This window comes from Rothia sp. BD8 (genome assembly GCF_044878465.1).
GTDB lineage: Bacteria > Actinomycetota > Actinomycetes > Actinomycetales > Micrococcaceae > Rothia > Rothia kristinae.
In genome coordinates this window covers 108,124-131,711 of record NZ_JANJES010000005.1, presented here as the reverse complement: position 1 = coordinate 131,711, position 23,588 = coordinate 108,124, and the positions used below count along the sequence as shown (strand labels likewise).

The window sequence follows — 23,588 nt, the reverse complement described above, 5'->3', positions numbered from 1 at the left end:
CCATGACCGACCTGCTGAACCTCTGGGGAGAATCCCTGCCCCAGCTGCTCCTGGCCACCCTCAAGGTGACCATTCCGCTGTCCGCCGTCGCCTTCGCGCTGGCCCTGCTGATCGCGGTGCTGGCCACCGCGATGCGGTTGTCCCGCGTGGCCCCGCTGCGCTGGATCTCCGCGGTGTACGTCTGGCTGTTCCGCGGCACCCCGATCCTCGTGCAGCTGTTCATCATCTTCTACGGGTTGCCGGCCATCGGGGTGACCTTCTCCGCGTGGACCTCCGCGATCATCGCCTTCAGCCTGAACACCGGGGCCTACGCCGCGGAGACCCTGCGCGCCGCGGTGCACTCGATCCCCCGCGGGCAGCTCGAGGCCGCCCGCACCCTGAACTACACGGGACCGCAGATGCTGCGCCACGTGATCGCCCCGCAGGCCCTGCGCATCGCCCTGCCCCCGCTGGGCAACGACCTGATCGACCTGGTCAAGGGCACCTCCCTGGTCATGGTCATCACCCTGTCCGACGTCTTCCAGGTGGGCCGTCAGATCGCGGCCACGACCTTCCAGCCGCTGGCCCTGTACACCGAGGTGGCCCTGGTCTACCTGGTGATCTTCACGGTCCTGTCCTGGATCCAGTCCCGCGTGGAGCGGGCCTCCAACCGCTACCTCAGGAGCAGCAATGCTTGAGCTGAAGAACATCGCCAAGTCCTTCTCCGGCCAGACCGTGCTCAGTGGAGTGGACCTGACCCTGCGCGACGGGCAGACCACCGTGGTGCTGGGGCCCTCCGGCTCCGGCAAGTCCACCCTGCTGCGGCTGATGAACCTGCTGGAGATCCCCGACGACGGGACCCTGCGCATCGGGGAGGACGCGGTGGACCTCGATGGGGCCCGCCCGGCCGAGGCCGCGATCCGCCGGATCCGCCGACACTCGGCCATGGTCTTCCAGGACTACCACCTGTTCCCCAACCAGACCGTGCTGACCAACGTCTCCCTGCCGCCGGTGCTCAACGGGAAGCTGAACCGGACGCAGGCCCGCGAGCGCGCCGTCGAGCTGCTGGAGAAGGTCGGCATGGGCGGGCGCCTGGAGGAGTACCCGCAGAACCTCTCCGGCGGTCAGCAGCAGCGCGTGGCGATCGCCCGGGCGCTGGCCGTGGAGCCGGACTACCTGCTCTTCGACGAGCCGACCTCCGCCCTGGACCCGGAGCTGGAGGCCGAGGTCATCAAGGTCATGGTGGAGCTGGCCCGGGAGCGCCGCTCCCTGGTGGTGGTCACCCACAACATCGGCTTCGCCCGGAAGGTCGCGGACCGGATCGTGTTCCTGGCCGACGGCGGCATCGGCTTCGACGGCACCCCGGAGGAGTTCTTCACCTCCGAGTCCGAGCGGGTGCGCCGGTACCTGAACATCTTCGACGCGATCTGAGCGGCGCGGGCCCCGCGTGAGATGCGGGGTTTCTGCTGAGATGCGAGGTTCGTGTTCAGATGCGTCACGGCGTGCGGCATCTCAGCACGAACCCCGCATCTGAGAACGAAACCCGCACCTCAGCGCAGGTGCTTGACCCCCGGGGCGTCAGTACCAGGAGGGCTTGTCGCCGTCGGTGCCGGGCTTGCCCAGTCCCAGGTTCTCCCGGACGTGCTCCTGCGGGTGGGCCGCGAGCTCGGCGACGAAGGCGGCCACGGACTTCCGGGACACCTCGGTGCCCCGGAAGGTCTCTTCCCGGCCGGTCAGCTCGTAGTCGACCTCATCGGCGTCGGTCAGCCAGGCCGGGCGCAGGATGGTCCACTCCAGATCCGAGGCCTCCACGGTGTCCGCCGCCCGGCGGAACACCTTCAGCGGCTCCCCGATCATGGACTGGTTCCAGTCGTTGAACGCGGGCGGCAGCTCGTCGTAGATGCCCAGGGCGTCCACGAAGATCAGCCGGGAGACCCCGGCCCGGCCCATCGCCTCCACCAGGATCCCCGCCTGCACGTCCAGGTCCGCGCCCAGGTTCGCGTAGACCACGTCCTGGCCGGCCAGGGCCTCGGCGAGCGCACCCTCGTCCTTCACATCGGCCTCCACCACGCGGGCTCCGGCCGGGGCCTGCACCCGGGAGGCGTCCCGGGCGTACAGGGTCAGCTGGGCGCCTGCGGCGTCGAGCATCGGGATGGCCTGCCGGGCGATCCGCCCCGCGGCTCCGAGCACCAGCACCTTCGTCATCGTCGTCTCCTTCTCTCGTTGTGCTTCCACCGGACCTGAGGCCCGATCAGGCCATCTTCTCGTCGAAGAACCCGATGAGCTTCTCCGGGTGCTGCCCGAAGTGGTTGTAGGCGTAGAACCGCTGGTTGGAGTCCTCGATCCAGAACAGCTCCTTGTCCTCCGCGCCCAGGGCCTCGAAGATCTCGCGCCCGTCGCCGTCGGCGTCGATGAGGAAGTCCCGGTGCAGCTGCGCCATGAGGGTCGGCACCTTCACCGCCGGCGCGTGGGGAGCCGGGGTCTCCTCGGCCAGGCGCATGCCGTTGGTCTGCAGCAGCTTCTCGCTCAGCCGCGCCACCGCTTCCCGCGGATCCGCTCCGATGTTGCGCGCGCCCTGCTCCACGAAGGTGCGCCCGGAGACCACGTTGAGCACCGCCAGCGCCTGCACGTCCCGGAACTCCTCCGGCCAGCGGTCCATCGCGATGATCGTGGAGTTCCCGCCCATGCAGCGGCTGAACAGGCCCAGCTTCATCCCCGCGAGGTCCTCGCGGGAGCGGGCGTAGCGCATGGAGCCGACGACGTCGCGCGCCTCCAGCAGACCCAGCCCGGAGAAGCCGCCGTTGCCCTGACCGGACAGCCCGCAGTTGCGCAGATCGTAGGTGAGGATGGTGTACCCGGCCTCGTGCAGGTGCTTCAGCTCCGGCAGGAAGTCCACCTCGAAGCCGCCGAACATCTGGTCGTAGGGGCGAGATGGCCGGGGAAGCCGTAGCGGTTGCAGGTCATCGGGTGGTTGATGATCAGCAGCCGATCCGAATCCGCCGGGATCAGCCAGCCCTCCAGCGGCACCCCGTCCAGGGAGGGGAAGGTGACCTCCTCGAAGGCCATGCCGTAGTCGTCCGGGCGCTTGAGCACCGGGGTGCGCACCCCGGTGGCGAACATCTGCGCGTACTGGTCCACCAGCTGCTCCAGGGTGGCATCGCCCGGCTGCGGGGCCGCGGCGTCGTGCTGCCCGATGTTCTTCTCCGTCATGATCCCTCCAGGGGCTGTGGTTCCTCACGGGGTCGAGCCCGTGCGACCCGGGGTCCAGGTTCTCCGAGACCACTGTCTCGGACGGCTCCGCACCCGGGCAACCCCGTTCCGGGAGATGCCCTCTGGGCGGAAACGGACCCGATGACGACGACGCCGCGGCGAGAGGCGGGCGGTTTCAGCAGCAGCGAGCCCCCGGGTGGGCCTCCTGGTGCTCGGCCAGGCGGCGCCAGTACTCGCGTTCGGTCATCGGCGGATCGGCGAGGCCTGCTCGGCGGTGGTACTCCAGGTAGCCCCGATACTTGTCCGCCCCGAGCACCCCGGCGGCGAAGCGCACCGGAGCGGACTCGCGTAGCCGCATCAGCAGACCCATCCCGCCGCGGCCCCCGCTCACCGGTCGGCCCCCGCACCGGCATCGGTACCGGCCCCGGAACTGCCCCCGGCACCGCCCCGCGGGCGGGCGGCGTCGAACGCGGCCCATTCCTTCTCCAGTTCCCTCTCCGCGCGGGTTGGGATCAGACCCGCCGGGGCGTACATCCGGGAGGCGACGAACGGGTCGTCGCGGTCCGGGCCCGGCCGGCCGCGCAGCGCCCGGAGGGTGACCGCCACCGAGCAGGCCACCACGATCAGGGTCAGCACCACGAACAGCACGGACAGCGTGCCCTGCACCGCGGTGTTGCGCACCACCGCCGCGATCGCCTCCGGAGTCTTCGCGGTGCCGTACGTCCCGGCACCGGAGTCCAGCGCCTCCCTGGCCGCGGCGTGATTGGCCCAGTAGCCGATCTTCGGGTTGGCCGAGAAGATCTTCTGCCAGGAGCCCACCGTGGTGACCACGACGTCGAAGGCCAGCGGCACCGCGATGATCCACAGGTACCGGGCCCGCCCCTTGTTCGCCGCGATCGCCAGGCACACGGCCAGCCCGATCGCGGCCAGCAGCTGGTTGGCGATGCCGAACAGCGGGTAGAACGTGTTGATCCCGCCCAGCGGGTCCGTGACCCCCAGCAGCAGGATCGACCCCCAACCGGCGACCATCACCGCGGTGCACAGCCACGCCCCGGGCCGCCAGCGGGGATCCTTGAACCGCGGCACCACGTTGCCCAGGGAGTCCTGCAGCATGAAGCGGGCGACCCGGGTTCCGGCGTCCACCGCGGTGAGGATGAACAGGGCCTCGAACATGATCGCGAAGTGGTACCAGAAGCTCATCAGGTCCAGGCTCGGCATCAGCTGGTGCATGATCCCGGCCATGCCCACCGCGAGGGTCGGCGCGCCGCCGGTGCGGGAGACGATCGAGTGCTCCCCGACCGCGTGGGCGGTGCCGTCCAGCAGCTCGGGGGTCACGTGCACCCCCGTCAGGCCGAGGGAGTTCACGAAGGCCACCGCCCCCTCGACGGTGCCGCCGGTGGCCCCGGCCCCGGAGTTCATCGCGAAGTACACGCCGCGGTCCACGGTCAGGGCGGCCACCAGCGCCATGATCGCCACGAAGGACTCCATGAGCATCCCGCCGTAGCCGATGAAGCGGGTCTGGCGCTCCTTCTCCACGAGCTTGGGCGTGGTGCCGGAGGCGATCAGCGCGTGGAAGCCGGACAGCGCCCCGCAGGCGATGGTGACGAACAGGAACGGGAAGAGGGAGCCGGAGAACACGGGGCCGTCGTCGCGGGAGGCGAACTCGGAGAAGGCGGGGACAGAGATCTCCGGGCGCACGAGGATGATCCCCGCGGCCAGCAGCACGATGGTGCCGACCTTCATGAATGTGGAGAGGTAGTCCCGGGGGGCCAGCAGCAGCCAGACCGGCAGGATCGCGGCGATGAAGCCGTAGCCGATGACGCACCAGGCCAGGGTCACCTTATCCAGGGTGAACAGGGCCCGGCCCCACTCCGTGCCCGCGATCCAGCCGCCGGCGATGATCGCGGCCAGCAGCAGGGCGAAGCCGATCAGGGAGATCTCCATGACCTTCCCGGGCCGCAGCCAGCGCAGGTACACCCCCATGAACAGGGCGATGGGGATCGTCATGCCGACGCTGAACACGCCCCACGGGGATTCGGCCAGCGCGTTGACCACGACCAGCGCGAGGATCGCGGTGATGATGATCATGATCGCGAGGGTCGCCAGGATCGCGGCGAACCCCCCGATCGGCCCGAACTCGTCCCGGGCCATCTGCCCGAGGGAGCGCCCGCCGCGGCGCATCGAGAAGTGCAGCACCAGGTAGTCCTGCACGGCCCCGGCGAAGATCACCCCGACGATGATCCAGATGGTCCCCGGCAGGTAGCCCATCTGGGCGGCCAGCACCGGACCCACCAGCGGACCGGCCCCGGCGATCGCGGCGAAGTGGTGCCCGTAGAGCACCCGCCGGTCCGTGGGCATGTAGTCCCGGCCGTCCTCCTGCGCCTCGGCGGGGGTCGCGCGCCGGTCATCCGGGCGGACCAGCTTGTCCTGGATGTAGGTGGACCAGAAGCGGTAGGCGATGAGGTAGCTGCACACCGCGGCGAAGACGAACCAGATGCCGTTGACGGTCTCCCCGCGCACCAGGGCCAGCATGGTCCACCCGAGCCCGCCGAGCAGCCCGACGCCGACCCACACGGCGATCCGGGCGGGGGTCCACCGGCGGGATTCCGCGGCCAGGACCTCGGGATCGACGTGGTTGGGCGGCTGGTCCTGCGGGGCCCGGTCCTCGGGCGGGGCGGCGGGCGCGGTGGTGCTCATGGGTCTCCGTCGACTCCTCGTGCGGATGATGTGCCCCACCATTGTGGCACAGGCGAGACCCCCGTCACGCCAGACGCAGCACGACCTTCCCGCGGTGCTCCCCGGAGTCGAAGTACTCGTGGGCCTCGCGCACCCGCTCCAGGGGGAACACCCGGTCCACCATCGGGTCGATGACCCCGGATTCCAGCAGAGGCAGCTCGGTCTCCGAGAGGTCGCTGAGGATCTCCCCCTTGGCCTCCGGGGAGAGCACGCGCAGCGTCGTCGCGGTGATGCTGGCCCGCTTGGACATCAGGGCGGACAGATCCAGCTCGCCCCGCGCCCCGCCCTGCAGCCCGATGATCACCAGGTGTCCGCGCCAGGACAGCGAGTCCACGTTGGCCTGCAGGTACTTCCCGCCGACGACGTCGAGGATCGCCGCAGCCCCGACCCCGCGGGTGGCCTCCCGGACCACCGCGGCGAAGTCCTCGCGGGTGTAGTCGATGACGCGCACGTCCCCGGCCTGGTGGGCGCCGGTGAGCCGGATGGTCTCGTCCTGCTGCGCGACGAGCCGGCGGACCCGCTCGGCCTTGTCCCGGCTGCCCACGGTGGTCAGCACCCGGTAGCCGAGGGAGCGGACCAGCTGGATCGCGTGCATCCCGATGCCGCCGGTGCCGCCGTGGATGAGGACGAACTCCTCGTCGTCGTTGGGCCCGTCCGGGCTGAGCCCCTCGGTCACGAACAGGTTGGACCACACGGTCGCGGCAACCTCCGGCAGGGCCGCGGCCTGCACGAAGTCCAGGTCCTCCGGCATCGGCATGACCTGGGCGTGGTGCACGGCGACCTTCTCGGCGTAGCCGCCGCTGTCCAGCAGGGCCATCACCGGGTCCCCGACCTTCAGCCCGTGGTGCCCCTCCGCCTCCCGGCCGATCTCCAGGACCGTGCCGGCCGCCTCCAGGCCGTAGATGTAGGTGGCTCCCGGCGGGATGGGGTAGTTCCCCTGGCGCTGCAGGACGTCGGCGCGGTTGATGCCGGCCGCGTGCACGCGGATGAGGACCTGCTGCGGACCGCAGGCCGGATCCGGGATCTCGGTGACCTCCAGGACCTCGGGGCCGCCGTGGCGGGATTCCACTACTGCTCGCATGGGGATGGGGTCTCGCTTTCCGTGACAGCTTTCCAGCGGGGCCGGTAAGATGGGCTACCGCGTCGAGTCGAACCTCCATCCTACTGGCTGGAACCCGGCGCTGACTTGGAAGCTTGTCCGAGCGGCCGAAGGAGCCGGTCTTGAAAACCGGTGTGCGGCGACCCCGTACCGAGGGTTCGAATCCCTCAGCTTCCGCTCCCGATCCCGGCCCGGGGCGCCCCATCCGATCGTGGGCGCGCCCCGGGCCGCCTCCGTTCTCAGGCCCCGGCGGTCATGTTCACGATCACCGAGTCGATGGGCATGAACAGGAACGCCGCCGCGGTGTTCAGCAGCACCAGCGGGATGCTGCGCGTCTCCAGGGCCAGGCGCGCCCCGGCCAGTCCCAGCACCAGCGGCCCGACCATGAGCATGAACGCCGCCGCGCTGGTGGGCCCGGGGGTCAGCCCCACCAGCCACGGCACCGCGATCGTCAGGGCCGTGGCCAGCAGGAACAGGACCAGGGACCACCTCTCGGTGCCGGGCCGCCGAGGCCGCTCCGGACGACGCGGCTCTCCGTCGCGGTGCTTCAGCATGGCCGGCCCCCTTCCATGAACATCCGAAAATATGCCGACCCGCTCATGCGCCCACCGGGCCCAGTATCGCGGCGACCGCCGCCTCGGCGTCGGCCAGGGTCGAAGCGCTGAAAGCCAGCTCCGCGTCGGTCTGCGCGGCGATCGCCGTGCCCCACTGCGCGGAGGACAGCTGCAGACCCAGCACGTAGACCCCGGGCTCCGGGGCGCCGTCGGCCCGGATCAGCCGGTACGGGGAGGCCGTGACGTCGAAGCCGCGCCCAGGCGTCGGTGCCGCGCCGTCCCCGAGACGCAGGGGACACGGCCGGGCCAGCCCGTCCTCGAACAGTCCCCCGATCAGCGGAGAGGTGCTGGCGCGCACGTCGTTGGCCGGGGCGAGGGCCTCGACCATCCATGTGGCCTCCACCGGCTCGTCGCGCACCCACGGGGAGGAGGCCGCGAAGCACCCGGTCTCCGGATCGGTGGAGAACACCGGGTCCGGGCCGAGGAAGCGCAGGATTCCGGCGCGGGCCAGGGCCGCCGTCTGCTGGATCCGCAGCACCGGCGGGCCGGAGGCCAGACCGTCCGTCAGGGCGCCGAAGCTGCGCTCCAGCCCCCGCAGCCAGGATTCCCCCGAGATGCCGCGGTCGCGCACCGCGTGCTTGGCCAGCGCGCGGGCGAGGTTCAGGGAGCCGATGGCCATCTTCAGCGGGCTGTCCTGCGCGGCGAAGGAGGCGGCGACGTCGCGGTCCAGGAAGTGCACCAAGGCCGCGGCGTATTCCTCGTGGGAGTCGAAGCTGACCCCGGCGAAGGGGCGCATCAGCCGCTCCGGCCGCAGGATCAGCCGCTCCTGCACCCGCTGCGCGGCGAACCGATCCATCCTGGCCCACCAGGAGCCCTGGTCCGGATCGGTCAGGATCCGCTCCACCTCCCGCAGGAACTCCTGCGGGTCCCCCTGCACGGCGTCGGGGTCGGTGCGCACCAGCGTGCGGTAGTAGTTCCACTGGGCGTCCCGGCGGATCAGCGGCCAGTACTCGGCCTCGAAGTCCACCTCCCGGCCCTGCTCGGCCGCCGCCGCGCGCGTTCGGTCCACGACCTCGCGGGTGAAGAAGCGGTTGTCCACCGACGGCGGGTAGTAGCTGTCCAGCACGGCCTTGGCCCGGTAGGGGGTCCCGCGGCGGGAGGCCACCCAGATCTTCGGCTCCCGGCCGCTGGGCCGGTAGATCAGCCGCTGGGAGTCGGCCGGGTCCTCCTCGAAGACGCCGCCGCGGCCCTCGGTGACCCGGGTCAGCACGTCATGGAAGTTCAGTCCCATCCCGCGCACCAGCACGTTGCGCCCGGCCGGCAGCGCGCCCCAGCGCACATCCGCCGGAACGGCCGGGGGCTGGTAGCGGGCCCCGTGCTGGGCGGCGAACTCCATGAGGTCCTGCTGGTCATCGCGCAGGGTCGCGTCCGTGTGCCCCAGGGCCAGGATCACCGCATCGGCGGAGAGCACGACGCCGTCGCCCAGCTCCACCCGGTACGGCCGATCCGCGCGGGGCCCGGCGGCGGCGACCCGCACCGCCTCCTGGGCGTGGTGGGACACCCCGATCCCGGCGGGCAGCGCGCCCATCAGCCGGGCGTGCACATCCGAGAGGTAGGTCCCGTAGATCTTGCGGGACGGGAACCCGGAGGGTCCCATCGCGCGCAGCTCGGCGACGTCCTCCTCCGACAGCCCGACGACGGCGCGGGACGGGTCCTCGGCCAGCAGCTGTCGCCACCGGGCGAAGGTCAGCCCGGCCACGGCCGGCACGGGCGCGGGCGGGGTCGGCCCCTCGGCGGTGGCCAGGGTCCGGTCGCTGGGCACCACGGTGGGGAAGAACGCGGGGGTGTTCATGAGGTACAGGCGGGACTGGTCCGTGCGCCACACGTGCCCCGCCCCCGGCGGAAAGGGGTCCACCAGGTGCACCTCGGCGGCGAGCTCCGGATGCGCGGCCGCCCGGGCGACGATGCGCTCCAGCGCGGACAGTCCGCGCGGGCCGACTCCGACGATGACGATCCGCTGCTTTCTGGCCATATCCCCAGCCTATCGGGGGCGCGAGCTCAGCACCGGGGGTTTTGACCTGGCTCGCGGGCACTCGGTACGCTGGAAGAGCTGTTCTCCCGGATGTGGTTCCGCCCGACCCCCGGGAGAGCACACGGAGACGTGCCAGAGCGGCCGAATGGACTTCACTGCTAATGAAGGGTCCGGCTAACACCGGACCGGGGGTTCAAATCCCCCCGTCTCCGCCGAAGGGAAGGCCCTCGGATCCCTGCTATAACAGGGATCCGAGGGCCTTCTTCGCGTCCTGGAGGGACGCGTGATAGCTGATCGATAACATCGGCTGGCTGAGATGCGGCGTTCGTGCTGAGATGCCTCCCGCCGTGCGGCATCCCCAACACGAACCGCGCACCTCAGCACGAACCTCGCACCCGAACGCCGCCCAAGGCCGACGCCGGGCCCGTGCCTCAGAAGGCGGCGAAGGCGGTGAGGCGGGCGTCGGCGCCGTCCAGGGCGGCCCAGTCGGCGTCGAAGGAGAACACCGCCAGGGACGACGGTGGGAAACCGGCGGAGGCGTCCATCACGGCGTCGTAGTCCGAGTCCCGGGAGGCCAGGCGCTCGGTCACCTCCTGCACCGCCGGGTAGTGGGCGATGACCAGCAGGGAGTCCACGGTCTCCGGGACCCGGTTCACCGCCGTCAGCAGCGTGGCGGGGGAGCAGTTGTACAGGCGCTCGTCCAGGCTCGCCGTGGGCGCCTCATCGCCCAGGGCATCGGCGACCCACGTGCAGGTCTGCCGAGTGCGCAGGGCGGCGGAGCACAGGATCATCTCCGGGACCGCGCCGTGCTCCAGCAGCCACCGTCCGGCCGCCGGGGCCTGCTCCCGACCGCGCCGGGTCAGGGGGCGGTCGAAGTCGCCGGTCCCCCAGGGCATGTCCGCCTCGGCGTGGCGCATGATCACGAGGGTCTTCGGCAGGGAGGTCGGAGAGCTCATGGCGTCAGTCTAGGGATGATCCCCGCCCGGCGCCCGCGCAGCGCACGCCAGGGAGACGGCGGTGCGAAACCGGGATCAGATGGAGTACTCGGGGGCGGCCCAGACGATGACCTCGGGGTGCTCGTAGAACCGGTAGCCCTGCCCCCGCACGGTGCGCACCGTGTTGGCCAGGCGCCCCAGCTTGGAGCGCAGGCGCCGGATGTGCACATCGATGGTGCGCTCATTGGGGGTCTCCTCGGCGTCGCGCCACAGGGAGCTCAGCAGCTCCTCGCGGTTCACGGTGCGCCGAGAGTTCTCCACCAGGTAGTTCAGCAGCTCGAACTCCTTGTAGGTGAGGTTCAGGACCTCCCCGTCCAGGAAGACCTCGCGGCGGGAGAGGTCGATGAGCACGCCGGCGGGCCGGCTCGGCGAGGATTCGGGGCCCAAGCCCTGCTGCGCGCCGACCTCGGCCTGGTGGCGCGGGGTGGTCGGATCGCCCAGCGCGTCGCGCACCACCTCGAGGTCCGAGCCGTCGGTGCCGGTGGGGGCGATCGCGACGGCGGCGTAGGACTCCGCCTGGGGCACCAGAGTCTGGGCGTAGGCGCGGATGTCCTGGACCATGCGCACCAGGGAGGTGCCGTTCTCCGCCGCGACGTCCTCGTTCAGGCCCACGTACAGCACGAAGCCGCGGGCCTCGTGATCCGTGGCCCCCGGGGCGGCGTTCGAGGCGACGGGGCGCGGCCCGGAGCGCAGGGAGTGGTAGGAGGAGGGTTCGCCGACGGCGCCGCGCCCGCTCACCGGAGCGGCCATCCCGCGCATCCCCCGCGCCGGGACCACGCGGTTGCGCTGGGAGATGTGGACATAACCGGGGGCGCCTGACATCGGAGTCTCGTCTCTTCGTGGGGTCTGCGGGGCGACGGGTCCGCCGTCGGGAGAACCCGTCGCGTCCATCGTCGTCCGAACCCGCACCAGCCGCAAGTAACATGCCCGCAATTATCTCGCATCGTGAGATGGATGTGGGGGATCCGACAGCCTATGCAGCCTCGACGGCACGTACCGCACACCCGGGGGCACCGGAGCGCAGGGCGTCTCCACCGCGGCAGCTCGGGCTGCGGAGCGGAGCTCCCTCCGCCCTGAGCCCCCCGAGGGGATTCGAGATCACAGCATCGCGAAGCTGTCAAGGGCTCCCGCGATCGTATCCGATTCACCCGCGCCGGGTCAGTCCACGACGCCGTACAGCCGGTCCCCCGCATCCCCCAGCCCGGGGACGATATAGGCCTTCTCGTTGAGCCGCTCATCCCGCGCCGCGAGCACCAGATCCACGTCCGGCAGATCCGCAACCCCTTCCTCCAGAGCGGCGATGCCCTCCGGGGCGGCGAGGATGCACACACAGGTGATGTGGTCCGCCCCGCGCTGGCGCAGGAAGCGGATGGCCTCGATCAGGATTCCGCCGGTGGCCAGCATCGGGTCCAGCACGTAGACCTGGCGTCCGGTGAGGTCATCCGGCAGGCGCTCGGCGTAGGTGACGATGTCCAGGGTCTGCTCGTTGCGGGCCATGCCCAGGAACCCGACCTCCGCCGTCGGGATCAGCCGGGTCATCCCCTCGAGCATGCCCAGCCCGGCGCGCAGCACCGGGACGACGAGCGGACGGGGCCGGGAGATGCCCACCCCCCGGGCTTCGGCCACCGGGGTGCGCACGGTGACCGGCTCCACACGGATGCTGCGAGTGGCCTCGTAGGCCAGGAGGGTCACGAGCTCATCCACCAGGGCCCGGAACTGCGGGGAGGAGGTGCGCTCATCGCGCAGGACGGTGACCTTGTGGGAGACGAGCGGGTGGTCCAGGATCGTGACGCGCATGGCCCCACGCTATCGCAGGCGATGCCCGACAATGGTGGAATGGCCAGCCCCCCTCCCCCGGCGCGTCGCGCCCCCACCCCGTCCGAGTCCGAGCGCTGGATGGACGCGGCGCTGCGCGAGGCCCGAGCGGCCCTGGAGACTCACGACGTGCCGATCGGGGCCGTGGTGATCGGTCCGGACGGGAGGATCATCGGCCGGGGGCGCAACCGCCGGGAAGCCGACGCCGATCCGACGGCCCACGCGGAGATCCTCGCGATCCGCGAGGCGGCCCGGGAACTGGGCACCTGGCGTCTGACGGGGTGCACGCTGGCGGTGACGCTGGAGCCGTGTTCGATGTGCGCGGGCGCGATCGTACTGGCCCGGGTCCCCCGCGTGGTCTTCGGCGCCTGGGATGAGAAGGCCGGCGCCGCAGGCTCCGTCTTCGACGTGCTGCGGGAGCGGCGGCTGAACCACTGGACCGAGGTGCTGCCCGAGGTCCGGGAGGCCGAGTGCGCGGGGCTGCTGCGGGAGTTCTTCGCGGCCCGCCGCCCGGGTGCATAACCTCACAAAGCATTCGGGGCTCCGATCTAGAACTGACCGGTCAGTTCAACTAGAGTGGTGCTCTGCTCGACGACGCGCGCTCGACGCCGGGCGTGCACCGCCACCCATCCCACCCCCACCCTGGAGGCTTCCTCCGCCGTGCTGCACGCCGAGAACATCACCGCCAAGGGGCGCCACGCCCCCCTGATCCAGCGCACCTCCCTGGACGTGACCCCCGGAGAGCTGCTGCTGCTGCAGGCCTCCGGACAGCTGACCCGCACCGCCCTGGCCCTGGTGCTCACCGGGCGCATGAAACCGGAGTCCGGATCCATCACCTGGAACGAGGAGTCCTCCCGCAAGGCCCTGCGCCGGCACGCGAGCATCGTGGACGCCCCCGAGCTCAACGAGATGGAGAAGCACATGCGGGTGCGCGACTACGTCTCCGAGATGCTCTCCTACATGCCCCACCCCTTCCTGCAGCGTCCCCACTCCGGGCGCTGGCTCGAGGAGAACGGCCTGGCGGATCTGAACAACCTCTGGGACGAGCAGCTCACCGGCGAGCAGCGGATCCGGCTCATGACCGCCCTGGCCCGGCACAACTCCGGGGCGGACCTGCTGGTCTTCGACACCCCCTCCCGCCACGCCCACTACTCCGTCACCTGGATCCCCCGCCTGCTGGAGCTGGCCCAGGACGAGGAGCACCCGCGCGCCGTCATCGCCGTCGTCCCCCACGTCTCGGACAAGTGGTACGGCCCCGTGGCCATCGAGGGGGACCCGCAGGGCGGGCGCGGACCCGACATCGCCGACGAGGAGGAGGGCGGACGCCACCGGCAGCCCGCGGAGGACCCTCTCCCGCCCACCCGGATGCTCTCCCTCGAGGAGCTGTTCGACCTGGAGGCCGCGGCCGAGGAGATCGAACCCGAGGGCGACGACGCCGACCAGACCGCCGAGAACGAGAACTAGGAGAAGACCGTGACGTCCTTACGCCTCGCCCTGACCGAGCTCAAGCGCTTCTCCCACGGCGTGCTGCCCAAGCTGGTCATGCTCGCCGTGACCCTCGTGCCCCTGCTGTACGGCGGGGTGTACCTGTACTCCAACTGGAATCCGTACGGTCGGGTGGACAACGTCTCGGCCGCCCTCGTGCAGTCCGATCGCGGCGCCACCGACGAGTCCGGCAAGCATGTGAACACCGGCGAGGACGTCGCGAAGGAGCTCAAGGACGCCGGCAACTTCGACTGGCAGGACGTGAGCACCCGACAGGAGGCCGTGGACAAGGTGGAGAAGGGCGAGCTCGGCTTCGCCCTCGTCATCCCCTCGGACTTCTCCCAGAAGCTGCTGTCCACCTCCCGGTTCCAGCCGGATGAGAACGGCAAGACGGGCGAGGTGGATCCCCAGAAGGCCGGCCTGGAGATCATCACCAACGACGCGAACAACTACCTGCTGACCAACATCGTGGAGAAGGCGGGCACCTCGGTGCGCGACACCGTCGCCAGCCAGGTCGGCGACGAGACCGCCAACCAGCTGCTGGCCAGCTTCACCGACATCCACGGCCAGCTGGTCGAGGCCCGGGACGGGTCCCAGAAGGTCACCGATGGGACCGTGCAGCTGGGCAGCGCCATCGATCGCCTCAAGGGCGGCACCTCGGACCTGGTCAGCGGCTCCCAGCGGCTCAACAGCGGCGCGCACCAGCTGCACGACGCCGAGAACCAGCTGGTGGACGGGCAGCGGCAGGGTCTGGACGGGGCCCAGCAGCTCGATGACGGGGCCCAGCAGCTGGATTCCGCGACGGGGCAGCTGGCCGACGGCACCGGGCAGCTGCGCAGCGGCGCCGGGCAGCTGAAGGACGGCACCCAGCAGCTGGCCGACGGCTCCAGCCAGCTCAAGGACGGCACGGCCACCCTCGCGCAGGGCGCCACCCAGCTCAAGGACGGCACCGCACAGCTGTCCTCCGGGGCCACCCAGCTCAAGGACGGCACCGCACAGCTGTCCTCCGGGGCCACCCAGCTCAAGGACGGCACCGGCAAGCTCGTGACCGGCGCGACCCAGCTGGACCAGGGCATCGGCCAGCTGGACACCCAGCTGAAGGAGTCCGGGATCAGCCAGGTCGGCGACAACCTGACCGGAGTCTGCCGGGACCTGTCCTCGTTCAACGACCAGAAGGCCACCGGCCGCCTGGGCACGGACGTGTCCAACGCCGTCGTGTCCGAGAACGCGAAGATCGTGCGCGAGACCCTGCAGCAGCAGGTCAAGGACGGCACGATCGACCTCACCCAGCAGCAGATCGACGCGATCGTGGGCACCCTGGGCGGGGAGCAGGCGCACCAGCGCATCAACGACGCCACCGCGAAGGGCCTGAACGACTTCGAGGCCACGGACATCGGCAAGGATCTCGCCTCCCTGCGCAGCTCCACCTGCGCGGCCAACGGCGTCTCCCAGATCGCCCAGCAGATCGACCAACTCACCGGCGGCGTCGCCCAGCTGAAGGACGGCTCCAGCACGCTCGCCCAGGGAGTGAAGTCCGCGGATTCCGCCGCGGGAACGCTGGCCGACGGCGCCAAGACCCTGGACGAGAAGACCGGCGAGCTGGCCGACGGCGCCAAGACCCTGGACGAGAAGACCGGGGAGGCGAAGTCCGGCATCGCGACCCTGGATGAGAAGACCGGCGAGCTGGCCGACGGCGCCAAGACCCTGAACGACAAGACCGGTCAGCTGGTCTCCGGGGTGAACCAGGTGGATGACGGCGCGCAGCAGCTGAACTCCGCGACCGGTGAGCTCACCGACGGCACCGGCCAGCTGGTCAGCGGATCCCAGCAGCTGCTGGACGGGCAGACCCAGGCTCGCGACGGCGCCTACACCCTCGCCTCCGGCACGGACGACGCGGTCTCCGGCGCGACCCAGCTGGATGACGGCGCCGGGCAGCTGCAGAGCGGCTCCTCGGACCTGGAGGACGGGTCGAAGAACCTCACCGACGGGCTGCGCCAGGGCGCGAACAAGGTGCCCAACCTGGATGAGAGCCAGCGCAGCTCGCTGGCCAAGGTCATGTCCGATCCGGTGGCCAACGACCACGACTCGCTGGCCACGGCCGCCAACTACGGCGAGGGCATGGGGCCGTTCTTCATGTCCCTGGCGCTGTGGATCGGCGTGCTGATCACGGGTCAGTTCGTGCGGCCCTCCAATGAGCGGGCGCAGGCGTCGAACACCTCGAACTTCCGGATCATGCTGGGTTCCTGGATCCCGTTCGCCGTGGTCTCCGTGGCGCAGGCCGCGATCCTGTTCACCGTCGTGAAGTTCGCCCTCGGGTTCGAGATGGCCCACCCCTGGCTGGTGCTGTGGTTCATGCTCCTGGTCTCGGTGACGTTCAGCGCGATCGGGCAGGGCCTGATCTTCCTGCTGGGCAATCCGGGCAAGCTCCTGGTGCTGATCCTGCTGATCCTCCAGTTGGTCACCGGCGGCGGTCTGATGCCGTATCAGACCCTGCCCCAGCCGCTGCTGTGGATGCACGACGCCTTCCCGATGGGGCACTCGATCACCGCGATCCGGCGCCTGGCCTACGGGGTGGATGAGTCCTCGGTCTGGACGATCGTGTGGATGATGGTCGGGTACCTGCTGATCGGCATCGCCCTGGGCTTCCTGGGCGCGATCCGCTCCCGAACCTGGACCCTGTCCAAGCTGCACCCCGAGATCGAGGCGTAGGACGATGACCGCTCGCACCGAGAACCGCCCCGACGCCGCCGGCACCGCGCCCGCGTCGGGGCGGCGCCCCGGGGCCCGGCGCCCCGGGCGCACCTCCCGCACCCAGCTGAAGCTCTTCGAGGCCGCGATGATCATCATGAGTGAGAAGGGCCCCACCCAGACCACGGTGGATGAGGTCGCGGCCGCCGCCGGGGTCTCCAAGGGCACCGTCTACTACAACTTCGGCTCCAAGAAGTCGATGGTCGAGGGGCTGATGCGCCACGGCATCCAGCTGGTCCTGGAGGCCATCGAGGACGCACAGGTCGGCGTCGAGGATCCGCGGGAGCGGCTGCGCCGCGGCATCATCGCGGCGCTGCGGTTCCTGGAGGAGCACGGCGGCTTCGCCCGGCTGGCCATCGCCGAGATCTGGCGCCCCTCCGGGTCCCTCTCCGAGGTCATCGGGGATCAGCGGACCCTGCTGCTGGAGCGGGTCACCGAGCTGATCACGGACCTGTCCCGCACCTACCGGGTGAACGAGCACCCGGATCCGCACACCCTGGCCGTGGGGCTGTTCGGCACCACGTTCATGCTCGCGATGGACCGGGAGCTGAGCCGGACCCGACGCACCACCCAGGAGGCCGCCCGCGCCGCGATGACCCTGGTGGACGGGTACATCCAGAGCCCCCTGTCGGAGAGTTGAGCGGGCACCGGCCACCCGGTACAGTGCTTTGACGTTGGTGACGTGTCCGAGCGGCCGAAGGTGCGACACTCGAAATGTCGTGTACGGCAACCCCGTACCGAGGGTTCAAATCCCTCCGTCACCGCGCCGAGCGAAGGCCCCTGCTCCCCGGCATCTCCGGGGAGGCGGGGGTCTTTCGCATACCCCGGGGCGACGGCGCGCTCCCGGATCGTGGGGACGGGCCTGGGTACACTCGGGGCAGGCCAGCACCGTCGATCGGGGCGCTCAGGCACCGGCCGTTCCGCGCCCCGGAAAGGGATGTCCCGTGCCCGCGCAGCCCTCCGCCTTGATCCGCCACGTCGGCGCCGACCAGGTCACCGCCCACCTGCCGATGCGCGCCGCCGTCGACGCCCTGCGCCAGTCCCTCCTGGACGGGCTGGACCCGGCCGAGGATCTCCAGCGGTGTACTGCGCCCCTGAGCCGCGGCCGGTTCCTGATGATGCCCAGCGAGGTCGGCGGCTACGCCGGCATCAAGATCCTCACTCTGTGCCCGGACAACGCCGACCGCGAGCTGCCCACCATCCAGGGCGGCTACCTGCTGCACGACGCCGAGACCCTCTCACCCCTGGCCATGATCGACGGCACCGCCCTGACCGCGGTGCGCACCCCCGCCGTCTCCGCCCTGGGGGTGGACCTGCTGGCCGACGGCGAGGCGCGTGAGCTGATCGTCTTCGGCACCGGCCCCCAGGCGCTGCAGCACGTCCACGCCATCGCCGCGATCCGCCAGATCTCCCGCGTCGGCCTGGTGGGGCGGGACCTCGCCCGCACCCGCGCGGCCGTGGAGAGGCTGCGCCGAGACGGGTATCGGGTGCACGTGGCCCACGCCGACGACACCGCCGGAGCCCCGATCATCGCCTGCTGCACCGCCTCGGCGGATCCCCTGTTCGACGGCTCCGTCGTGGATGAGCGGGCGGTGGTCGTCGCGATGGGCTCCCACACCCCCGACGCCCGGGAGGTGGATGACGCCCTGCTGGCCCGGGCCCGCGTGTACGTGGAGGACCCGGAGACCGCGCTGCGCGAGGCCGGGGAAATCGTGCAGGGGACGGCCTCCGGGATCCTCAGCGCCGAGCGGCTGCGGCCGCTGCGCGAGCTGGTGTGCGCCCCGGGGCCGCAGGACGCCCCCGACGCTCCGGGGCCCGCCCTGTTCAAGACCGTGGGCATGGGGTGGCAGGACCTCGTGACCGCGCGCGCCCTGTACGAGAACCTGCCCGGACGGGGCTGAGCGTGGCCCATCCCTCCCCTCACCGGGCGGGCCCCGGGCCCGACGACGCGGGAACTGCCGATGCGGGCCCCTTCGACCTCCGGCGGATCGGTGCGGACCTGCCCGCCCTGGCGCTGGCACCCCAGATCCGCGGGTGGCTCTCGAGGACGGGGCGGCTGCGCGGCGTCGTCGAGGCCCCGCCCGGCACGGGCAAGACCACGCTGGTGCCGCCCCTCGTCGCGAACCTGCTGGCCGGCCTGGCGGATCGGCCCGGCCGGGTGGTGGTCACCCAGCCGCGACGCATCGCCGCCCGATCGGCCGCGCGCCGCCTGGCGGCGTTGAGCGGCACCCGGCCGGGACAGCTGGTGGGGCACACCGTGCGCGGCGAACGCGTCATGGGCCCGGATGTGCGAGTGGAGTTCGCGACCACCGGGGTGCTGCTGCGCCGGCTGCTTGCGGACCCGGAGCTGACCGGGGTGGACACGGTGATCCTGGACGAGGTGCACGAGCGGCATCTGGACTCGGACCTCGCCTTCGCGATGCTGCAGCAGCTGGTGCAGCTGCGTGAGGATCTGGGGCTGCTGCTCATGTCCGCGACTCTCGACGCCCCTCGGTGGGCCCGGCTGCTGGGCGCTCCCGGTTCCGACAGCCGGGCCGATGCTCCGGCCCCGATCGCCTCGGTGGATGCCGCGATCCACCCGCTGGAGGAGCGCTGGGCTCCCGCCGCGGGGCCGGCGCAGGACACCCGCGGCGTCGCCGAGGCCTTCCTCGCCCACGTGGCCTCGGTGGTGCGCGAACATCACCAAACCGCTCCGGCCGGCTCCGCGAGCGGAGCCTCCCGCGGGGTCGGGTCCCGGGTATCAGACTCCGCCGGGGAGGCGGGTTCCGTGGGCGACACCCTGGTCTTCCTGCCCGGGGCGCGGGAGATCGAGCGGGTCGCGAGCCGGCTGCGGGATCTGCCGACCCCGGTGCTCACCCTCACCGGCTCCACCCCCGCCGCCGAGCAGGACCGCATCCTGGACCCGGCCTCGGGCGGGACGGGCCGCATCATCCTGGCGACGAACCTGGCCGAATCCGCCCTGACCGTACCCGGGGTGCGGCAGGTGGTGGACGCGGGACTGGACCGGCAGGCCCGCGTGGATACCGTGCGCGGCATGAGCGGGCTGGTCACGGTGGGCGCGTCCAAGGCCGCGATGACCCAGCGAGCCGGGCGCGCGGCCCGCGAGGCCCCGGGCGTCGCCATCCGCTGCATGTCCGCAGCGGAATATGCGGCGCGGCCCGCGGACACCCCGCCGGAGATCGCCACGGCCGAGCTGACCGGGGCCGTCCTGGACCTGGCCTGCTGGGGGACTCCGGACGGGGTGGGTCTGGCGCTGCCGGATCCCCTTCCGCAGCGGACCCGCGCCCTGGCCCACCGCGAGCTCGCGGCTCTGGGAGCGCTGGATGAGGCCGGGGAGGCCACCGCCCTGGGTCGGCGCCTGGCCGAGGTGCCGGCTGATCCGCACCTGGCCCGGGGTCTGTTCGACGGCGCCGCCTTGGTCGGCTCCCGGGCCGCCGCGGAGGTCGTGGCCGCGCTGGCCGGCGACCAGCGCGCCCCCGGGACGGACCTGACCGCCCTGATCCGCAGGCTGCGTCGGGACCGGGACCGGACCTGGCTGCGGGAAGCCCGCAGGCTGGAGCTGCTGCTCTCCGAAGGGCACGACGACGACCACGGAGACGGGCCCGGTGAGGACTCCTCTGGGCCATCCGACGCGGCGGATGCCGCCGCGGCCGGGCTGGTCACCGCCCTGTCCTTCCCGCAGCGGATCGCCCGCCTTCGTCCCGGCACGGAGCGGGAGTATCTGATGGCCTCGGGCACCGCCGCCGAGCTGCCGCGCGAGACCGCCTGGGCCGGGCAGGAATGGCTGGCCGTGGCCGAGGTGCAGCTGATCGGCGAACGGGCCCTGATCCGCTCGGCCGCGGACATCGACCGGGAGACCGCCGAGCTGGCCGCCGGCTCCCTGCTGGTCACGGAGCGGACGGGGAGCTTCGCTGCCGGGAGGGTCACGGCGCGGGAGGTGACCCGGCTCGGAGGCATCGAGCTGTCCGCCACCCCGGTGCGCCCGACCCGGCAGATGGGGCGCCGCGCCGTCGCCGAGTCCCTGGCCCGGGAGGGGCTGATGCGGGTGCTGCGTCCCGGTGAGGGCTTCGAGGCCCTCCGGTCCCGACTGGGGCTGCTGCACCGGGTGCTCGGGGAGCCCTGGCCCTCGATGCTGCCGGCCGACCTGGCGCAGACGGCAGAGGATTGGCTGGGTCCGGAGCTGGAGCAGATCGCCGAGGGAACGCCCGCCGCCCGGGTGGATGCGGTGTCGGCGCTGCGTCGGCTGCTCCCGTGGCCCCAGGCCTCCCGGCTGGAGGAGCTGGTGCCGGAGCGGATCCGGGTGCCCTCCGGGGCGGCGATCCGTCTGACCTACCCGGCCCCGGAGGAGCACGACGGACAGCCCGGGGCCCACCCCGCTCCGCCCGTGCTGGCCGTGAAATTACAGGAATGCTTCGGCTGGGCCGAGGGCCCGCGCGTGGTGGACGGCAGGGTGCCGGTGCTCCTGCACCTGCTCTCCCCGGCCCGTCGACCCCTGGCGGTCACGGCGGACCTGCGGTCCTTCTGGGAGAACGCCTACCCCCAGGTGCGGGCGGAGAACCGGGCGAAGTACCGCAAGCACCCGTGGCCGGAGGACCCGTGGAACGCGGTGCCGACCGCCAAGACCAACCGCCGCCTGGCCGAGGGCGGCTGACGGCCCGCCCCGGCTACCCGCGCATCGCCAGGGCGAAGGGCAGCACCGCCGGCGCCCCGGCCAACCGCAGCTGCCGGGCGGCCACGGTGAGGGTCCAGCGGGTGTCCACGAGGTCATCCACCAGCAGCACCGGGCCCTCCACCTCGGCCAGTCGCGCCGCCAGCTCCGGGCCGACGCCGAAGCGCCCCCACACCCCCGCCAGGCTGTAGGCGCTGTTCCCGCCGCGCGGTCCCGGCGGAACCGCCCCATCCAGCTCCAGGGCCCCCAGATACGGCAGACGCCCTGCCGCAGCCAGGCCCCGGGCCAGGGAGTCCACCAGCCGCGGCCGGGAGACCGAGGGCACCGCGACCACCCCCGCGGGTCGGGCGGCCCAGTCCCACTCGGCCAGCACGCCCACGCAGGCCCGGCCCACATCCGACGGGACCTCTCGGTCCACGGGGTGTCCTGCGTCGTCGGCGGAGAACAGCTCCCGCAGCCGGTTGCCCCACCCCAGATCGGTCAGGCGAGCCAGGGCCCGTCCGCGCTCGGCCCGCTCCTGCTCCGGGATCCTGCCCCTGACCTCCAGGCCCAGGGTCGCCATGCCGCTGGGCCACTGCGAGCGCGCCTCGATCGGCACCCCCACCCGCACCAGGCCGTGCTTGGCCCGACGCACGGCCTCCTCATCCGCCCCGATGGGGTACCAGGGTCCGGCGCACACGTCGCACCGGCCGCACGGGGCGGCGTCGGGATCATCCAGCTGGGCGGCGAGGAACTGCATGCGGCACATCCGCCCGGCCTCGTACTCCAGCATCGCGTCCTGCTCGGCCCGCCGGGCCTGCGCGATCCGCTCGTACCGGGCGGAATCATAGGTCCAGGGCGCCCCGGTGCCGGCCCAGCCCCCGGAGACCTTCTCCACCGCCCCGTCCACGGCCAGCACCTTCAGCAGCAGCTCCAGCGATGAGCGCTTGACGTCCACCGCGGCCTCCAGAGCAGCCACGGACATCGGATCCCCGGCCCGGCCCAGGGCCCCCAGGATGCGCTGGGCATTCTCCTCGGTGGGCATCGAGGCGGTGGCGAAGTACCGCCAGATCTCCCGGTCCTCCTTCCCGGGCAGCAGGAGCACGTCCGCGCTGTCCGTGGCGCGCCCCGCACGCCCCACCTGCTGGTAGTAGGCCACGGGAGAGCTCGGCGCGCCCAGATGCACGACGAAGCCCAGGTCCGGCTTGTCGAAGCCCATCCCCAGCGCGGAGGTAGCCACCAGCGCCTTGACCCGATTCTCCTTCAGGGCGGACTCCGCCTGCTCCCGATCCTGCGCGTCCGTGCGGCCGGTGTAGGCCAGCACCTCGTGCCCCGCCTCGGCGAGGATGCGGGCGGTGTCCTCCGCGGCGGAGACGGTCAGGGCGTAGACGATGCCGCTGCCCGGCAGATCCCCCAGGTGCGCCAGCAGCCACGCGATCCGGGCGGCGTTGTCCGGCAGGCTCAGCACCCCCAGGCGCAGGGAATCCCGGGCCAGGGGGCCGCGCAGGGTGAACACCTCCTGACCCACCCCCAGCTGCTCCTCGATGTCCGCGACCACTCGGCGGTTGGCGGTCGCCGTGGTGGCCAGCACCGGCACCCCGGCGGGCAGGGCGCGGATGAGGTCCCGGATGCGCCGGTAGTCCGGACGGAAGTCATGGCCCCAGTCCGAGATGCAGTGGGCTTCATCCACCACCAGCAGGGAGCAGGTGCGCATCAGCTGCGGCATCCACTCCTCGCGGAACCGGGGGTTGTTCAGCCGCTCCGGGCTGACCAGCAGCACGTCCAGCTCTCCCGCCCGCACCCGCTCCTGGATCTGCGCCCACTCGGTGGCGTTCGCGGAGTTCACGGCGGCCGCGCGCACCCCCGCCCGCTCCGCGGCGGCCACCTGGTCCCGCATCAGCGCCAGCAGCGGGGAGATGATCAGCGCCGGCCCCCCGCCCTCCTGGCGCAGCAGCAGCGCGGAGAGGAAGTACACCGCGGATTTGCCCCACCCGGTGCGCTGGACCACCAGGGCCCGGGCGCGGTCCGCGACCAGCGCGCGGATCGCCTCGAACTGGCCCGGATGGAAGTCAGCAGACGGGTTGCCGGTCAGTGCCCGCAGGGCCATCAGGGCCCGTTCGCGCAGGGCGGCGTCGGGATCGGGCTGGGCGGGATCGAGGCTGGGCCGGGCGGCGTCGTGGGTGTCCATGACCCCATGGTGGCACCGGCGACTGACACGGCGAAGCCCCCGCCGGGCTCCTGTGGATACGGCCGGTGATTCTCAGCCGCGCCACAGCGCCGGGCGCGT

20 protein-coding genes and 3 tRNA genes are annotated in these 23,588 nt (G+C 71.9%); 11 read left to right on the top strand and 12 right to left on the bottom strand.

What is annotated here, in order from left to right; translation table 11 throughout:
- The first annotated feature begins 2 nt into the window (after nucleotides 1–2).
- The gene (locus tag NQ707_RS05945) at nucleotides 3–677 is read left to right on the top strand and encodes an amino acid ABC transporter permease (protein ID WP_058730758.1); all 675 of its coding nucleotides are present in this window, start codon (nucleotides 3–5) and stop codon (nucleotides 675–677) included.
- Nucleotides 670–1,410 (top strand): amino acid ABC transporter ATP-binding protein, encoded by a 741-nt coding sequence (locus NQ707_RS05940; RefSeq protein ID WP_404435071.1) that lies wholly within the window; start codon nucleotides 670–672, stop codon nucleotides 1,408–1,410. The genes NQ707_RS05945 and NQ707_RS05940 overlap by 8 nt, the downstream gene beginning before the upstream one ends.
- 147 nt (nucleotides 1,411–1,557) lie before the next feature.
- Here the strand turns inward: NQ707_RS05940 and NQ707_RS05935 are convergent, their stop codons facing one another.
- From NQ707_RS05935 to NQ707_RS05910, 6 genes are all read right to left on the bottom strand, one after another.
- On the bottom strand, nucleotides 1,558–2,184 hold the full coding sequence (locus NQ707_RS05935; RefSeq protein ID WP_058730756.1) for an NAD(P)H-binding protein: 627 nt from the start codon (nucleotides 2,182–2,184) through the stop codon (nucleotides 1,558–1,560).
- A gap of 46 nt (nucleotides 2,185–2,230) precedes the next feature.
- Nucleotides 2,231–2,893, bottom strand: a complete 663-nt coding sequence (locus NQ707_RS05930) for an alpha/beta hydrolase family protein (RefSeq protein WP_404435069.1) — start codon at nucleotides 2,891–2,893, stop codon at nucleotides 2,231–2,233.
- Nucleotides 2,854–3,189, bottom strand: coding sequence for a hypothetical protein (locus tag NQ707_RS05925; protein ID WP_196826086.1), 336 nt, complete (start codon nucleotides 3,187–3,189; stop codon nucleotides 2,854–2,856). Before NQ707_RS05925 ends, NQ707_RS05930 begins: the two co-directional genes overlap by 40 nt.
- A gap of 175 nt (nucleotides 3,190–3,364) precedes the next feature.
- Nucleotides 3,365–3,547 carry a YbdD/YjiX family protein gene (locus NQ707_RS05920; protein WP_196826098.1) on the bottom strand — a complete coding sequence of 61 codons (183 nt, stop codon included), beginning with the start codon at nucleotides 3,545–3,547 and terminating at the stop codon, nucleotides 3,365–3,367.
- A gap of 29 nt (nucleotides 3,548–3,576) precedes the next feature.
- Nucleotides 3,577–5,886, bottom strand: a complete 2,310-nt coding sequence (locus tag NQ707_RS05915; protein ID WP_081101522.1) for a carbon starvation CstA family protein — start codon at nucleotides 5,884–5,886, stop codon at nucleotides 3,577–3,579.
- A 64-nt stretch (nucleotides 5,887–5,950) separates the two neighbouring features.
- Nucleotides 5,951–7,006, bottom strand: a complete 1,056-nt coding sequence (locus NQ707_RS05910) for an NAD(P)H-quinone oxidoreductase (protein ID WP_279752293.1) — start codon at nucleotides 7,004–7,006, stop codon at nucleotides 5,951–5,953.
- Between the two features lie 107 nt (nucleotides 7,007–7,113).
- Here NQ707_RS05910 and NQ707_RS05905 point away from each other — a divergent pair.
- A tRNA-Ser gene (locus tag NQ707_RS05905) sits at nucleotides 7,114–7,201 on the top strand.
- Nucleotides 7,202–7,263: 62 nt separating this feature from the next.
- On the opposite strand, the gene NQ707_RS05900 is transcribed toward NQ707_RS05905, so the two are convergent.
- Nucleotides 7,264–7,578, bottom strand: coding sequence for a hypothetical protein (locus tag NQ707_RS05900; protein ID WP_404435066.1), 315 nt, complete (start codon nucleotides 7,576–7,578; stop codon nucleotides 7,264–7,266).
- Between the two features lie 43 nt (nucleotides 7,579–7,621).
- Complete coding sequence (locus tag NQ707_RS05895) at nucleotides 7,622–9,610, bottom strand: FAD/NAD(P)-binding domain-containing protein (RefSeq protein WP_061225299.1); 1,989 nt, start codon at nucleotides 9,608–9,610, stop codon at nucleotides 7,622–7,624.
- Nucleotides 9,611–9,733: 123 nt separating this feature from the next.
- Between NQ707_RS05895 and NQ707_RS05890 the strand changes: the two genes are divergently transcribed.
- Nucleotides 9,734–9,822, top strand: a tRNA-Ser gene (locus NQ707_RS05890).
- A gap of 219 nt (nucleotides 9,823–10,041) precedes the next feature.
- On the opposite strand, the gene NQ707_RS05885 is transcribed toward NQ707_RS05890, so the two are convergent.
- From NQ707_RS05885 to upp, 3 genes are all read right to left on the bottom strand, one after another.
- Nucleotides 10,042–10,566, bottom strand: coding sequence for a histidine phosphatase family protein (locus NQ707_RS05885; protein WP_058730751.1), 525 nt, complete (start codon nucleotides 10,564–10,566; stop codon nucleotides 10,042–10,044).
- Nucleotides 10,567–10,641: 75 nt separating this feature from the next.
- Nucleotides 10,642–11,427, bottom strand: a complete 786-nt coding sequence (locus NQ707_RS05880) for a winged helix-turn-helix domain-containing protein (RefSeq protein ID WP_061225298.1) — start codon at nucleotides 11,425–11,427, stop codon at nucleotides 10,642–10,644.
- Nucleotides 11,428–11,763: 336 nt separating this feature from the next.
- Complete coding sequence (gene upp / locus NQ707_RS05875; RefSeq protein WP_404435064.1) at nucleotides 11,764–12,402, bottom strand: uracil phosphoribosyltransferase; 639 nt, start codon at nucleotides 12,400–12,402, stop codon at nucleotides 11,764–11,766.
- Nucleotides 12,403–12,441: 39 nt separating this feature from the next.
- Here upp and tadA point away from each other — a divergent pair, with 39 nt between their 5' ends.
- The 7 genes from tadA to hrpB all read left to right on the top strand — a co-directional run bounded on the left by tadA (nucleotide 12,442) and on the right by hrpB (nucleotide 21,304).
- On the top strand, nucleotides 12,442–12,942 hold the full coding sequence (gene tadA / locus NQ707_RS05870) for a tRNA adenosine(34) deaminase TadA (RefSeq protein ID WP_404435062.1): 501 nt from the start codon (nucleotides 12,442–12,444) through the stop codon (nucleotides 12,940–12,942).
- Between the two features lie 138 nt (nucleotides 12,943–13,080).
- The gene (locus NQ707_RS05865) at nucleotides 13,081–13,884 is read left to right on the top strand and encodes a multidrug ABC transporter ATPase (protein WP_404435061.1); all 804 of its coding nucleotides are present in this window, start codon (nucleotides 13,081–13,083) and stop codon (nucleotides 13,882–13,884) included.
- Nucleotides 13,885–13,893: 9 nt separating this feature from the next.
- The gene (locus NQ707_RS05860) at nucleotides 13,894–16,614 is read left to right on the top strand and encodes a YhgE/Pip family protein (RefSeq protein ID WP_404435059.1); all 2,721 of its coding nucleotides are present in this window, start codon (nucleotides 13,894–13,896) and stop codon (nucleotides 16,612–16,614) included.
- 4 nt (nucleotides 16,615–16,618) lie between these two features.
- Nucleotides 16,619–17,293, top strand: coding sequence for a TetR/AcrR family transcriptional regulator (locus NQ707_RS05855; protein WP_404435057.1), 675 nt, complete (start codon nucleotides 16,619–16,621; stop codon nucleotides 17,291–17,293).
- A gap of 36 nt (nucleotides 17,294–17,329) precedes the next feature.
- Nucleotides 17,330–17,417: transfer RNA gene (locus NQ707_RS05850), tRNA-Ser, on the top strand.
- A 180-nt stretch (nucleotides 17,418–17,597) separates the two neighbouring features.
- On the top strand, nucleotides 17,598–18,554 hold the full coding sequence (locus NQ707_RS05845) for an ornithine cyclodeaminase family protein (RefSeq protein WP_197939457.1): 957 nt from the start codon (nucleotides 17,598–17,600) through the stop codon (nucleotides 18,552–18,554).
- 2 nt (nucleotides 18,555–18,556) lie between these two features.
- Nucleotides 18,557–21,304 (top strand): ATP-dependent helicase HrpB, encoded by a 2,748-nt coding sequence (gene hrpB / locus NQ707_RS05840; protein WP_404435055.1) that lies wholly within the window; start codon nucleotides 18,557–18,559, stop codon nucleotides 21,302–21,304.
- Nucleotides 21,305–21,317: 13 nt separating this feature from the next.
- On the opposite strand, the gene NQ707_RS05835 is transcribed toward hrpB, so the two are convergent.
- Nucleotides 21,318–23,489: a RecQ family ATP-dependent DNA helicase gene (locus NQ707_RS05835; RefSeq protein WP_404435054.1), complete on the bottom strand. Its 2,172-nt coding sequence runs from the start codon at nucleotides 23,487–23,489 to the stop codon at nucleotides 21,318–21,320.
- Between the last annotated feature and the right edge of the window lie 99 nt (nucleotides 23,490–23,588).